This window comes from Pseudomonas sp. FA-1, from assembly GCF_056856075.1.
In genome coordinates, this window is sequence record NZ_JBWXTH010000003.1 from 17547 (window position 1) to 30914 (window position 13368).

The 13368-nt window shown below is 65.2% G+C and carries 11 protein-coding genes, 3 tRNA genes and 1 pseudogene; 13 read left to right on the forward strand and 2 right to left on the reverse strand.

Going from position 1 to position 13368, the window contains the following annotated elements; all coding sequences use genetic code 11:
- Positions 1–94 precede the first annotated feature (94 nt).
- From truA to AC1MHZ_RS07080, 13 genes and pseudogenes are all read left to right on the forward strand, one after another.
- A complete protein-coding gene (gene truA, locus AC1MHZ_RS07020) occupies positions 95–949 on the forward strand; it encodes a tRNA pseudouridine(38-40) synthase TruA (RefSeq protein WP_416768257.1) in 855 nt (284 codons plus the stop codon).
- A gap of 60 nt (positions 950–1009) precedes the next feature.
- Entirely contained in the window at positions 1010–1630 is a 621-nt protein-coding gene (locus AC1MHZ_RS07025; RefSeq protein WP_084855058.1) for a phosphoribosylanthranilate isomerase, read from the forward strand.
- Between the two features lie 251 nt (positions 1631–1881).
- Positions 1882–2775 carry an acetyl-CoA carboxylase, carboxyltransferase subunit beta gene (gene accD, locus AC1MHZ_RS07030; protein WP_084855144.1) on the forward strand — a complete coding sequence of 298 codons (894 nt, stop codon included), beginning with the start codon at positions 1882–1884 and terminating at the stop codon, positions 2773–2775.
- Positions 2775–4078, forward strand: a pseudogene (folC, locus tag AC1MHZ_RS07035) (bifunctional tetrahydrofolate synthase/dihydrofolate synthase). The gene accD and the pseudogene folC overlap by 1 nt, the downstream one beginning before the upstream one ends.
- The gene (locus tag AC1MHZ_RS07040) at positions 4062–4724 is read left to right on the forward strand and encodes an SPOR domain-containing protein (protein ID WP_084855059.1); all 663 of its coding nucleotides are present in this window, start codon (positions 4062–4064) and stop codon (positions 4722–4724) included. The pseudogene folC and the gene AC1MHZ_RS07040 overlap by 17 nt, the downstream one beginning before the upstream one ends.
- A gap of 268 nt (positions 4725–4992) precedes the next feature.
- The gene (locus tag AC1MHZ_RS07045; protein WP_084855060.1) at positions 4993–5547 is read left to right on the forward strand and encodes a CvpA family protein; all 555 of its coding nucleotides are present in this window, start codon (positions 4993–4995) and stop codon (positions 5545–5547) included.
- A 42-nt stretch (positions 5548–5589) separates the two neighbouring features.
- Positions 5590–7095, forward strand: coding sequence for an amidophosphoribosyltransferase (gene purF / locus AC1MHZ_RS07050; RefSeq protein ID WP_084855061.1), 1506 nt, complete (start codon positions 5590–5592; stop codon positions 7093–7095).
- Positions 7096–7110: 15 nt separating this feature from the next.
- The gene (locus AC1MHZ_RS07055) at positions 7111–8322 is read left to right on the forward strand and encodes an O-succinylhomoserine sulfhydrylase (RefSeq protein WP_224458428.1); all 1212 of its coding nucleotides are present in this window, start codon (positions 7111–7113) and stop codon (positions 8320–8322) included.
- On the forward strand, positions 8319–9092 hold the full coding sequence (locus AC1MHZ_RS07060; protein WP_084855063.1) for an SDR family oxidoreductase: 774 nt from the start codon (positions 8319–8321) through the stop codon (positions 9090–9092). Before AC1MHZ_RS07055 ends, AC1MHZ_RS07060 begins: the two co-directional genes overlap by 4 nt.
- Before the next feature lie 301 nt (positions 9093–9393).
- Positions 9394–9469: transfer RNA gene (locus tag AC1MHZ_RS07065), tRNA-Val, on the forward strand.
- A gap of 16 nt (positions 9470–9485) precedes the next feature.
- Positions 9486–9562 (forward strand) — tRNA-Asp (locus tag AC1MHZ_RS07070).
- Positions 9563–9703: 141 nt separating this feature from the next.
- Positions 9704–9780 (forward strand) — tRNA-Asp (locus AC1MHZ_RS07075).
- Between the two features lie 189 nt (positions 9781–9969).
- Positions 9970–10809, forward strand: a complete 840-nt coding sequence (locus AC1MHZ_RS07080) for a DUF2242 domain-containing protein (protein WP_368829247.1) — start codon at positions 9970–9972, stop codon at positions 10807–10809.
- A gap of 199 nt (positions 10810–11008) precedes the next feature.
- Here the strand turns inward: AC1MHZ_RS07080 and AC1MHZ_RS07085 are convergent, their stop codons facing one another.
- Entirely contained in the window at positions 11009–12094 is a 1086-nt protein-coding gene (locus tag AC1MHZ_RS07085) for an AraC family transcriptional regulator (RefSeq protein ID WP_084855065.1), read from the reverse strand.
- Between the two features lie 3 nt (positions 12095–12097).
- A complete protein-coding gene (locus AC1MHZ_RS07090) occupies positions 12098–13216 on the reverse strand; it encodes a carbon-nitrogen hydrolase family protein (protein ID WP_084855066.1) in 1119 nt (372 codons plus the stop codon).
- Positions 13217–13368 lie beyond the last annotated feature (152 nt).

The following is a 13368-nucleotide window of genomic DNA, read 5'->3' on the forward strand; positions in this document are numbered from 1 at the left end:
TGTCCATGACGGGCTTTGCCAGCAACGGCAGTCCTCCCGGCTGCCGTTGCCGTTATAATGCCCGCCTTCCGTTTCACCCACAGGTTTCGCGCTCTTGGACATCAATGACATCGACCCGGCCGAATCGGCGGCCGAAGGCTACGCCCGCATCGCCCTGGGCGTGGAATACAAAGGTTCGCGCTACCGCGGCTGGCAGCGCCAGGCCAGCGGTGTGCCGAGTGTCCAGCAGGCCCTGGAACAAGCCCTGTCGACGGTGGCCAACGAGCCGATTTCGGTGATCTGTGCCGGGCGCACCGATGCCGGCGTGCACGGCTGCGGGCAGATCGTCCATTTCGACACCCGTGCCGTGCGCGACGAGCGAGCCTGGACCCTGGGCACCAATTTCAACCTGCCCCATGACATCAGCGTCACTTGGGCCAAGCCGATGCCGGCGCATTTCCATGCCCGCTTCAAGGCGACCGCGCGACGCTATCGCTACGTTATCTACAACGACCCGATCCGCCCTGCGCACCTGGCCGAGGAAGTGACCTGGAACCACCGTCCGCTCGACGTCGCGCGCATGGCCGAGGCCGCGCAGTTCCTTCTGGGTACCCACGACTTCAGTGCCTTCCGGGCCAGCCAGTGCCAGGCCAAGTCGCCGATCAAGCACATCCATCACCTACGGGTCACCCGCCACGGCAAGATGATCGTGCTGGATGTCCGGGCCACGGCCTTCCTGCACCACATGGTACGCAACATCGCCGGTGTGCTGATGACCATCGGGGCCGGCGAGCGGCCGGTCAGCTGGGCGCGTGAGGTGCTGGAGGGGCGTAACCGCCGGGAGGGCGGTGTGACCGCCCACCCCTATGGCCTGTATCTGGTCCAGGTGGAGTACCCCGAGGAATTCGCCCTGCCGGTCCGTTACATCGGCCCACACTTTCTGACCGGCTACGAGGCGCTGGCGGACTGACGGGCGAAACGTCATTTGCTAACATCCGGCCTTTCACCGATCACCCAAGGTTCGCTGTCCATGAGCAACGTTCGCAGCAAGATCTGCGGGATTACCCGTATCGAGGACGCCCTGGCGGCCGCCGAAGCCGGCGCCGATGCCATCGGCCTGGTCTTCTACGCCAAGAGCCCGCGAGCGGTGGATGTGCATCAGGCGCGGGCCATCATTGCCGCACTGCCGCCGTTCGTGACCACGGTCGGCCTGTTCGTCAACGCCTCGCGTTGCGAACTCAACGAGATTCTCGAAGCTGTGCCGCTGGACCTGCTACAGTTCCACGGCGATGAAACCCCAGCCGATTGCGAAGGCTACCATCGCCCCTGGGTCAAGGCCCTGAGGGTACGCCCTGGCGATGACCTCGAGGCGGCTTGCCAGCAGTACGCCGGCGCCCGTGGCATTCTCTTGGACACCTACGTGCCCGGCATCCCGGGCGGTACGGGCGAGGCCTTCGACTGGTCGTTGGTGCCGGCCTCCCTGAGCAAGCCGATCATCCTGGCCGGTGGCCTGTCGGCCGGCAACGTCGGCCAGGCCATTGCCCAGGTGCGTCCGTTCGCGGTGGATGTCAGCGGCGGCGTGGAGCAGGCAAAGGGGATCAAGGACGCCGCGAAGATCGAGGCGTTCATGCGTGCGGTGAAACAGGCGTGACGACGGATGTGACGGCTGCCCGCGCGCCATCGTCCATAGCTTTCGCAGCCCGGTGCTGTCAGGCCTGCCCATGGGGCGGGCCGTGCGGACTACCGGCATGACAGGTTGACGATGGCCCGGCCACCAGGCTGGCCCCGCATCGCGCGGGCCTCGGAGCCGGGCCGTCATCGTTTCATTGAAGAACATGAGCTCAAGGGCAGGGCATGGCCGGCCAGACCGGCCCCCGCCCACCGATACTGGAGAAAGAAAGCATGAGCAACTGGTTAGTCGACAAACTGATCCCTTCGATCATGCGTTCCGAGGTGAAGAAGAGCTCGGTGCCTGAAGGCCTGTGGCACAAGTGCCCGGCCTGCGAGGCCGTGCTGTATCGTCCGGAGCTGGAAAAGACCCTGGATGTCTGCCCCAAGTGCAACCACCACATGCGCATCGGCGCCCGTGCGCGTATCGACATCTTCCTCGACGCCGAAGGCCGTGCCGAGCTGGGCGCTGACCTGGAGCCGGTCGACCGTTTGAAGTTCCGTGATGGCAAGAAATACAAGGACCGCCTGACCGCGGCCCAGAAGCAGACCGGCGAGAAAGATGCCCTGATTTCCATGAGCGGTACCCTGATGGGCATGCCGATCGTGGTCAGCGCCTTCGAATTCTCCTTCATGGGCGGTTCCATGGGGGCCATCGTCGGCGAGCGCTTCGTACGCGCGGCCAACTACGCCCTCGAGCACCGCTGCCCGATGGTCTGCTTCTCCGCATCCGGCGGCGCGCGTATGCAGGAAGCGCTCATCTCGCTGATGCAGATGGCCAAGACTTCCGCTGTGCTGGCGCGCCTGCGCGAAGAAGGCATTCCGTTCATCTCGGTGTTGACCGACCCTGTCTACGGCGGTGTTTCCGCGAGCCTGGCGATGCTTGGCGATGTCATCGTCGGCGAACCGAAGGCCCTGATCGGCTTCGCCGGCCCCCGTGTGATCGAGCAGACCGTGCGCGAGAAGCTGCCAGAAGGCTTCCAGCGCAGCGAGTTCCTGCTCGAGCATGGTGCCATCGACCTGATCATCTCCCGTGGCGAGCTGCGTCCGCGCCTGGCTCGCCTGCTGGCGCAGATGACCGGCCAGCCGACCCCGGCAGAGGCCCTCGAGGTGGCTGCCGTCGCGTGATGAACCTTCATACCCTGGGCGACTGGCTCGCCTACCTCGAGCAGCTGCACCCTTCGGCCATCGACATGGGGCTGGAGCGGTCGCAGCAGGTGGCTGCCCGGCTAGGGCTGGGCAGGCTTGCGCCCCGAGTGGTGACGGTCACCGGCACCAATGGCAAGGGCTCGACCTGTGCGTTCGTCGCTGCGTTGCTCCGGGCCCAGGGCCTGAAGGTCGGTGTGTACAGCTCGCCACACCTGTTGCGTTACAACGAACGGGTGCGTATCGACGGTGTCGAGGCCAGCGATGAGCGCCTGTGCGAAGCCTTCGCGGCCGTCGAGGCGGCCCGTGGCGAGATTACCCTGACCTACTTCGAAATGGGCACCCTGGCGGCCTTCTGGCTGTTCCAGCGGTCCTCGCTGGACGCCGTGGTGCTCGAGGTCGGTCTGGGTGGTCGCCTGGATGCCGTCAACCTGGTCGATGCGGACCTGGCGCTGGTCACCAGCATCGGCGTGGATCATGCCGATTACCTGGGCGATACCCGCGAATCCGTGGCCTTCGAGAAGGCGGGGATCTTCCGTCAGGGCAAACCTGCCCTGTGTGGCGATCTCAACCCCCCACAGCCTTTGCTGGACAAGGCGCGCGAACTGGCTTGCCCGTTCCTGTTGCGCGGCCGCGATTTCGACCTGGCAACCACCGACCAGCATTGGCAATGGCGGGGCAGCCGGCCCGACGGTAGCAGCGTGGAGCTGCATGACCTGCCGCTGCTGGATCTGCCGATGGAGAACGCCGCTCTGGCGTTGCAGGCCTATCTGCTGATGGGCTTGCCTTTCGAGGCTGGGCAGATTCGCCAGGCGCTGCTCGATACCCAGGTGACCGGTCGTTTGGACCGCCGCACGGTGCGCTGGCAAGGCCGGCGCCTGGAGCTGTTGCTGGATGTGGGGCACAACCCCCATGCCGCCGAATACCTGGCTGCCCGTCTGGCCGCGCGCCCGGTCAAGGGGCGCCGCCTGGCGGTATTCGGCCTGCTCGCCGACAAGGACCTGGAGGGCGTGATCGCACCATTCAAGGGGTTGGTCGACGAATGGGCGGTGGCGCCGCTGGATACCCCCCGCAGCCGCCCGGCTGCGGAACTGGCGGCGGCCTTGACGAACCTCGGTGCGGCGGTGAAGTCTTACACCAGCGTCGGTGCAGCCCTCGAAGGGCAGTGCGCGCAGGCGACGGCAGACGATCAGATCCTGCTGTTCGGTTCGTTTTTCTGTGTTGGCCAAGCCCTGGAATGGCTAGAGCGGCAAGCTCCGGAGGAGTAGATGGCAGTGCTGGATAAAGGGATGAAGCAGCGCATGGTCGGTGCGTTGGTGCTGGTGGCGCTGGCGGTGATCTTCCTGCCTATGCTGTTCACCCGCGAGGACGAGATGCGCCAGGTGCGTGTCGAGGCGCCCGAGGCGCCGGCGATGCCGAGCTTGCCGCAGGTGGAGGTGACCCCTGTGCAGGTGCCGGAACCTCAGCCTTTGCCTGAGGTACCGGAGCAACCGCCGGTGGTGGTCAACGAGTCCACCGCACCCATGACCACGCCCAGCCAGCCGATCACCCCAGGGCCGTCCCAGCCAGCAGTCGCCCAGGCGCAGGTGCCCAAGCCGGCGCCGAAGGTCGAGGCCGCGCCGGCTGTGGCGCCCACCCCGACGGCCACCGCGCCCAAGCCTGCCGCGCCGTCCAAGGTCGATGCCAATGGCCTGCCGGTGAGCTGGTCGATCCAGCTGGCCAGCCTGTCCAATCGCGCAGGTGCCGACAAGCTGCAGAATACCCTGCGCAGCCAGGGGTATAACGCCTACGTCCGCTCGGCCGGTGGCATGAACCGCGTCTATGTCGGGCCACTGATCGAGCGTGCCGAGGCCGAGCGCTTGCGCGACGCGATCAACCGCCAGCACAACCTCAAGGGCTTCGTGGTGCGCTTCCAGCCCGAGCGCGGCTGAGCCTGTAGGGCTGCGCTTGCAGCCCCATCGCCGGCAAGCCGGCTCCCACCTGTTCTGCGCTGTTGTTAGAGACACCGCCAAACCTTCGGGAGCTGGCTTGCCAGCGATAGGGTCGGGGCAAGCAACCCAAGACAGTTGCTTCCACCATGCACCCCTGTGGGAGCCGGCTTGCCGGCGATAGGGCCCTCGCGAATCGCCTGACATTCCGCTTACCCCAAGCCCGCCGCTCTGGTAAAATGCGCCGCCTCAAACGTCGGCAGGCAGCACCGTGGCATTTACCTGGGTTGATTGGGCGATCATCGCGATCATCGCCATTTCCTCATTGATCAGTCTCAAGCGCGGCTTCGTCAAGGAAGCCTTGTCCCTGCTCATCTGGATCGTCGCCGGTGCGGTCGCCTGGATGTTCGGCGGCTCCCTTTCGCAGTATCTTGAAAGCTATATCCAGACGCCCTCGGCCCGCATCATCGCCGGTTGCGCCATTCTTTTCGTCGCCACCCTGCTGGTGGGGGCCATGATCAACTTCCTCATCGGCGAGCTGATCCGCGTGACCGGGTTGTCCGGCACCGATCGTTTCCTCGGCATGGCGTTCGGCGCCGCGCGGGGGGCTTTGCTGGTGGTGGTGGCCATCGGGCTGTTGAGCCTGGGGCCGGTACAACAGGACCCGTGGTGGCAGGAATCGCGCCTGATCCCACAGTTCCTCCTTGTCGCTGACTGGTCGAAGAACCTGATCCTGGGGTTCACCGGTCAGTGGATGTCCAGTGGAGTCAGCGCACCCGCTGATCTTCCGTTCAAGGAACAGTTGCTCGGGCCCACCAGGCCTTGAGCGCTTTTCAATCAAGTTTCATCAAAGTAGGGGTTGCGTCGCATGTGTGGCATCGTCGGTATCGTCGGTAAGTCGAACGTCAATCAGGCGCTGTATGACGCGCTAACCGTGCTCCAGCACCGCGGCCAGGACGCTGCCGGTATCGTGACCAGCCACGACGGCCGGTTGTTCCTGCGCAAGGATAACGGCCTGGTGCGCGACGTCTTCCAGCAGCGCCACATGCAGCGCCTGGTCGGCCACATGGGTATCGGCCACGTCCGCTACCCGACCGCGGGCAGCTCGACCTCGGCCGAGGCCCAGCCGTTCTACGTCAACTCGCCTTACGGCATCACCCTGGCCCACAACGGTAACCTGACCAACGTCGAGCAGCTGGCCAAGGAGATCTACGAGTCTGACCTGCGCCACGTCAACACCAACTCCGACTCGGAAGTGCTGCTGAACGTGTTCGCCCACGAGCTGGCCGTGCGTGGCAAGCTGCAGCCGACCGAGGAAGACGTGTTCGCCGCGGTCTCCCACGTGCACAGCCGCTGCGTCGGTGGCTATGCGGTGGTGGCGATGATCACCGGCTACGGCATCGTCGGCTTCCGTGACCCCAACGGCATCCGCCCGGTCGTGTTCGGCCAGCGCCATACCGACGAAGGCGTCGAGTACATGATCGCCTCGGAAAGCGTTGCCCTGGACGTGCTCGGCTTCACCCTGATCCGTGACCTGGCGCCGGGCGAAGCGGTGTACATCACCGAAGAGGGGCAGATGTTCACCAAGCAGTGCGCCAACAACCCGAAGCTGCAGCCGTGCATCTTCGAGCACGTCTACCTGGCCCGTCCGGACTCGATCATGGACGGCGTCTCGGTGTACAAGGCGCGCCTGCGCATGGGCGAGAAGCTGGCCGAGAAGATCCAGCGCGAGCGCCCGGACCATGACATCGACGTGGTCATCCCGATCCCGGACACCAGCCGCACCGCGGCCCTGGAGCTGGCCAACCACCTGGGCGTCAAGTTCCGCGAAGGCTTCGTCAAGAACCGCTACATCGGCCGTACCTTCATCATGCCTGGCCAGGCCGCGCGCAAGAAGTCGGTGCGCCAGAAGCTCAATGCCATCGAGCTGGAATTCCGCGGCAAGAACGTGATGCTGGTGGACGATTCCATCGTGCGCGGCACCACCTGCAAGCAGATCATCCAGATGGCCCGTGAAGCCGGCGCCAAGAACGTCTACTTCTGCTCCGCGGCCCCCGCGGTGCGCTATCCCAACGTCTACGGCATCGACATGCCGAGCGCTCACGAACTGATCGCCCACAACCGTACCACCGAACAGGTGGCCGAGTTGATCGGCGCCGACTGGCTGGTCTACCAGGACCTGCCTGACCTGATCGATTCGGTCGGTGGCGGCAAGATCAAGATCGAGCACTTCGATTGCGCGGTGTTCAACGGTGAATATGTCACCGGCGACATCGACGACGCCTACCTGGAGCGTATCGAGCAGTCGCGCAACGACGCGGCCAAGGCGAAGAACCAGGCCGTCAGCGCGATCATCGACCTCTACAACAACTGATTTGGGAGCGACGGCATGACGGATCAATGGGATGCCGGTCGACTGGACAGTGACCTCGAGGGTGTCGGTTTCGACACCCTGGCGGTGCGCGCCGGTCAGCACCGCACACCGGAAGCCGAGCACAGCGAAGCGCTGTTCCTGACTTCCAGCTATGTCTTCCGCACGGCCGCCGACGCGGCTGCGCGTTTCGCCGGTGAAACGCCGGGCAATGTCTATTCGCGTTATACCAACCCGTCCGTGCGCGCCTTCGAGGAGCGCCTGGCGGCCATGGAGGGCGCCGAGCAGGCCGTGGGTACTTCCACCGGCATGTCGGCGATCCTGGCCGTGGTCATGTCGCTGTGCAGCGCAGGCGACCATGTGCTGGTGTCGCAGAGCGTGTTCGGCTCGACCATCAGCCTGTTCGAGAAGTACTTCAAGCGCTTCGGCGTGCAGGTCGACTACGTGCCGCTGGTCGACATCGGCGGTTGGGAGAAGGCCATCAAGGCCAACACCAAGCTGCTGATCGTCGAGTCGCCGTCCAACCCGCTGGCCGAGCTTGTGGACATCACCGCCCTGGCCGAAGTCGCCCACGCCCGTGGCGCGCTGCTGGTGGTGGATAACTGCTTCAGCACGCCGGCCCTGCAGCAGCCGCTCAAGCTCGGCGCGGACATCGTGTTCCACTCGGCGACCAAGTTCATCGACGGCCAGGGCCGTTGCATGGGCGGCGTGGTGGCCGGGCGCAGCGAGCACATGAAGGAAGTGGTGGGCTTCCTGCGTACCGCCGGCCCGACCCTCAGCCCGTTCAACGCCTGGATCTTCACCAAGGGCCTGGAGACGCTCAAGCTGCGCATGCGTGCGCATTGCCAGAGCGCCCAGGCGCTGGCCGAGTGGCTGGAGCAACAGGACGGCGTGGAGAAGGTCCACTACGCCGGCCTGCCCAGCCACCCGCAGCATGAACTGGCCAAGCGCCAGATGAGCGGCTTCGGCGCGGTGGTGAGCTTCGAGGTCAAGGGCGGCAAGGAGGGCGCCTGGCGCTTCATCGACGCCACCCGGGTGATCTCCATCACCACCAACCTGGGTGACAGCAAGACCACCATCGCCCACCCGGCCACCACCTCCCACGGGCGCCTGACGCCTCAGGAGCGTGAGGCTGCGGGTATCCGCGACAGCCTGATCCGCGTCGCCGTCGGCCTGGAAGACGTAGCCGACCTGCAAGCCGACCTGGCCCGCGGCTTGGCGGCGCTGTGATCGACTGGAAGGGCGGCGAGCCCGGCCATAATGGCCGGGTGGCCTTGGTGACCGGTGCCGCCCGCGGCATCGGCCTGGGCATCGCCGCCTGGCTGATCTGCGAAGGCTGGCAGGTGGTGTTGGGTGACCTGGACCGCCAACGGGGGGCCAAGGTGGCCAAGGCCTTGGGTGGCAACGCTTGGTTCGTGGCCATGGATGTGGCTGACGAAGCCCAGGTCAGCGCGGGTGTTTCCGAGGTGCTGGGGCAGTTCGGCCGCCTGGATGCCCTGGTGTGCAACGCGGCCGTCGCCAACCCGCACAACGAAACCCTCGAAAGCCTTTCCCTGGCCCAGTGGAACCGCACCTTGGCGGTGAATCTGAGTGGTCCGATGCTGCTGGCCAAGCATTGTGCGCCGTACCTGCGCGCCCATGGCGGGGCCATCGTCAACCTTGCCTCCACCCGTGCCCGGCAATCGGAACCCGACACCGAGGCCTATGCGGCAAGCAAGGGCGGCCTGCTGGCCTTGACCCATGCGTTGGCCATGAGCCTGGGGCCGGAGATTCGCGTCAACGCCGTAAGCCCAGGCTGGATCGATGCCCGCGACCCGTCCGAGCGGCGCGCCGCCCCCTTGACCGACGCCGACCACGCGCAGCATCCGGCGGGCAGGGTAGGGACGGTGGAGGATGTCGCTGCCCTGGTGGCTTGGCTGTTGTCTCGCCAGGCAGGGTTCGTCACCGGGCAGGAATTCGTGATCGATGGCGGGATGACCCGCAAGATGATCTACGCCTGAGCGGCACGTCATAAGTTGCAGGAGGGGACCGTCAGGTCCCTTTTCGCTTTTAACCCTGTAGGCCATCCAATCGCCGGCAAGCCGGCTCCCACAGGCTCTGAAAACAGCGCAGGCCAGGTGGGAGCCGGCTTGCCGGCGATTGGGCCTGGTAGCCAAGCAAAATACCTGAGCAAGGCATCACTTTTCCCATCACCGGTTTTGCCCTTTTTGAAAAAAAATTCAATGGGGCTATTGACTTAGCTTCGGTACCTGCGTAAATTTCGCGGCCTCAGCGAAGCAAACGCAACAAGCAACACCGCGAGGGTGATTAGCTCAGCCGGGAGAGCATCTGCCTTACAAGCAGAGGGTCGGCGGTTCGATCCCGTCATCACCCACCACTTCCCGATGTTTTGCGCAGCGGTAGTTCAGTCGGTTAGAATACCGGCCTGTCACGCCGGGGGTCGCGGGTTCGAGTCCCGTCCGCTGCGCCATCTTCGCCTCGAGGCCCCTTGAACGCCTCGAAGCAACAAACGAAGCGATCAGCGAATCGCTTTTTTTGTGCCTGCCTTGCGAGCGAGCGTTTCGTAAGGTCAGATCCTCAAGTTTCAACCAGGCGCAAGCCTGGGCGATACGCAGCGGTAGTTCAGTCGGTTAGAATACCGGCCTGTCACGCCGGGGGTCGCGGGTTCGAGTCCCGTCCGCTGCGCCATCTTCGCCTCGAGGTCCCTTGAACACCTCGAAGCCTACGAAAAAGCGACCCTCGGGTCGCTTTTTCGTTTTCTGCACCCAGCCCGGCATGCAATGATGAATTTTGCTCGATCAGGCCAGCGCCGCAGTTTCAGTGAGCGTTCTTGTGTTGCACAATACACACCGTTTGTCCTTTTCTCCGGAATCCAAGATGTCCAGATCTTCCGTCTTCGGTGCGCTCGGGCTGGCCCTTGTGCTGGCGGGCGTGTCCGGTTGTTCCTCGAAAAAGCCCGCCATCTACGAGCACGAAAACTTCGATGATTCGGGCACCTTTTCGCGCAGCTTTCCGGTGAGCGAGGCGGGCTCCTGCGAGGCCGCCCGTCGTGCGCTGCTCAGCCAGGGTTACATCATCACCAGCAGCGGCCCCAACCAGATCGCGGGCAACAAGAGCTTCCAGCAGAACAGCGACAACCATCTGCAGATCAGCTTCAATGTTACCTGCGCACCGGACACCAATGACGAACAGCGTTCCACCATGTTCGCCAACGCCTTGCAGGACCGCTACGCCCTGAAAAAATCCAATACGTCGGCCAGCCTGGGGGTGGGGGTGCTGGGGTCGGTGTCCATGCCCATTGGTTCGAGCGACGATTCGATGGTCAAGGTGGCCAGCGAGACGGTCACTGCGCCGCAGTTCTATGAGCGCTACTTCGCGTTGGTGGAAAGCTACCTGCCCAAGTCGAAGAAGGTGGAGAAGGCCGAGCCGAAGGTGGAAGCGCCCAAGCCCGCGCCTGAGCAACCGGCGCCTGCCCTGGGGTTGCCTGAGCAGGCGTCCACTGCCCAGCCGGCCCCGGCACCGGTTGCCGTCGAAGCACCGGCTCCTGCGCCTGTGGTCGAGGCACCCGTCACGACTGCGCCTGCCAGCGAAGTACAGGCCGCTCCGGTCGTGGACGACAGCCAGGGCTCCCAGCCCATCGCCCCGCCTGCCGAGCCTGCGCCGATCGAAGTGCAGCAAGAGGCGCCTGTGACCGAGGCGCCACCCGCGCCGTTGTAATTGTCCATTCCTGTAGGGGCGGGTACTCATTGGCCTTTATGGGCGCGGGTAAATCCGTTCCCACAGTGCTCATCGTCTACCACGTTGTCATGATGCGTTCATCCAATGCGCTTAGCGTGGCGGCATGACCCGACCGATGAATGACTGACGAGGATGCAGCGATGGACGATTACCAGGAAGAACTGCTCGAATTCCAGGCCTACGAATTGGACCCGATGGAGCCGGCAGACGACGCTACCGAGCTCTGACCCTCCCGCCGCTGGTTGCGGCGAAACGCGCCGGGCGTGATGCCGGTCCAGCGCTTGAATGCGCGCTGGAAGGCCTCGGCCGAGGCAAACCCCAGCAGATAGGCGATTTCGCCGAAGGCCAGCTGCGTATCGCGGATATAGGTCTCGGCCAAGTCGCGGCGTGTATCGTTGAGCAGGTTGCGAAAGCGTGTGCCTTCTTCGGCCAGCTTGCGCCGCAGCGTCCAGGTCGGCAGCTGCAGGTGGCGCGCCACCGCTTCCAGATCCGGTTCCTGGCCGCCATTGAGTAGGGGGCCCAGCAGGTGGGTGATGCGTTCACCCAGGCTGCGCACGCGCGTGCGCTGGGCCAGCTCTGCTTCGCATAGCTGCAGCAGGTGGTGCCAGGTGCTGGGGCAATGCTCGGGGTTGGGCAGCTCGAGGGTCGCGCGGTCCAGCCGCAGCTGGTTGTTGACGGCTGCGAACTGCACGGGGTTCACGCACAGGGGTTGGTACTGCGCGGCATAGCTGGGCGCCTCGAACTCGATGTCCATCCGCTCGGCCTGTACCGGCACGCCCGCCAGCTGCGACAGCTGCGCCAGCCAGCCGGCCAGAAGCGAATCGACCACGAAACGGTTGTAGGCGTTGTAGGGGCTGATCGAGTAGAAGCGCAGCCAGGCGCCCTGGCGGTCTTCGAGAAAACTCGACTGGCCACGGTAGTTGGCCGCATATAAGGGTTCGAAGCGCAGCAGCGTGCGCGCGGCATCGCCCAGGGTCGGGGCCTGGGCCGCGGTTATGCCCGCCAGCCCCGCCTGGGCCAGGCGGCTCGCGCGGCCCATGCGCAGCCCCAGTGCCGGCTCGCCACACAGTTCGATAGCGGCATGGCCCAAGTGCATGTAGCGCGGAATCGACAAACGTGCACCGGCCTCGGCCAGGCGGGAGGCGTCCAGGCCGTAGCGGCGCAGCAAGGGCGCCGGGTCGTGCCCCAGCTGCTCCAGCGCCTCGCCCAGGGGCTGGACGAAGCCTACCGAGAGGTCACCCAGGCGCACGCGTGGCCGGGCCATCGATCACAGCCAGAGGTTGAGCAGACGGGCACCCTGGCTGGGGTTGCCGGCCAGGTGCTGGCCTGCCTGGTTGGCAAAGCCCTGGCCGTCGCTGCCCTGCTCCCAGAACTGGCCGCGCAGGAACACGCTCAGGCTGGGCGTGCTGGCGTTGGCAGTCAGGGTCAGGCGCTGCCAGGCAGCCTGTTCATCGACCTCGCCGCGCTGCAATGGCAGTGCACTGGCCGCATCCTGGTGGCGATTGCCACGCCAGGGAGCATTCCAGGTGTGCTTGCCGGTGAGGAACACCGGGTTGGCGATCAGCTCCACCGATTGGCGGGCCAACTGCTGGTAGTTTTCCGGGTACCAGCTGTCGCTGCCCACCAGCACGCCCAGGCGCCCGGCCGGGGTCTGGATGACCTGCAGCGGGTGCTGGCGGCCATCATGGATGTAGCGACGCACTTCGCTGTCGGGATACTGCTGGCGCTGCGGTTGGCCGAGCACGGTGCCGTCGGCGCCGAACACCAGGCTGCTGTTGAACAGCGGGCCGCTGCCAGGGTGCAGGATGCCGCGGTCCACGTATGGAGCGGGAAGTACGATGGAGCCTGCCACCAGCGTTACACCGAATTCCTTGGCCAGGCCACCGAACAGTTGTTGATAGTCGCGGGCCATCTGCTCGGCTTTCATGCGCAGGTGGGCGTCGGCGCGGCGGTCGTCGCCCGTGGCGGTGAGCATGGCCAGGCCGTAGCGCAGTGGGTTGCTCAGCTCCAGCCATTGCCAGGCTTCCCGGCGCTGGGTCACCTGGTACAGCTCGTTCTTTTCGCCGCGGGCCCACAGCCAGGTGCCGATGTGTTCGGGCAACACCACCACGGTGCGCGGCCCCACCAGGCCCTGGGCCCGGGCCTGCTCCAGGTAGGCCGACAGCTTGCGGTGCAAGCGCTGCAGGTTCTGGTAGTCGCCCGGGTAGAGCAGGGGTTCGACCCCCAGCAGGTTGCCATGCTCGCCCGGCACGCCATGGTTGAGCGCCAGTTCGATGCGCAGGTCGGACAGGTAGTGGCCTTCCGGCCGCTGCAGGGTCCAGAAACCGTAGCCGCAGAGCGCGGCGATCATTACCAGCGCCAGGGCGCTTGCCAGGAGTTTTCGCATGAGGCGGCCAGGGCACCTTTCTAATCAAGGGTGTCCTAGGGTAGACCTGCTGTATATCAGGATCAACAAGTTGTCACTTTCGATCATTGAGCACGATCAAACGCCCGTTTAATGTCAGGGCCAGACAAACGACGGGGCCTGCGAGGCGCCCG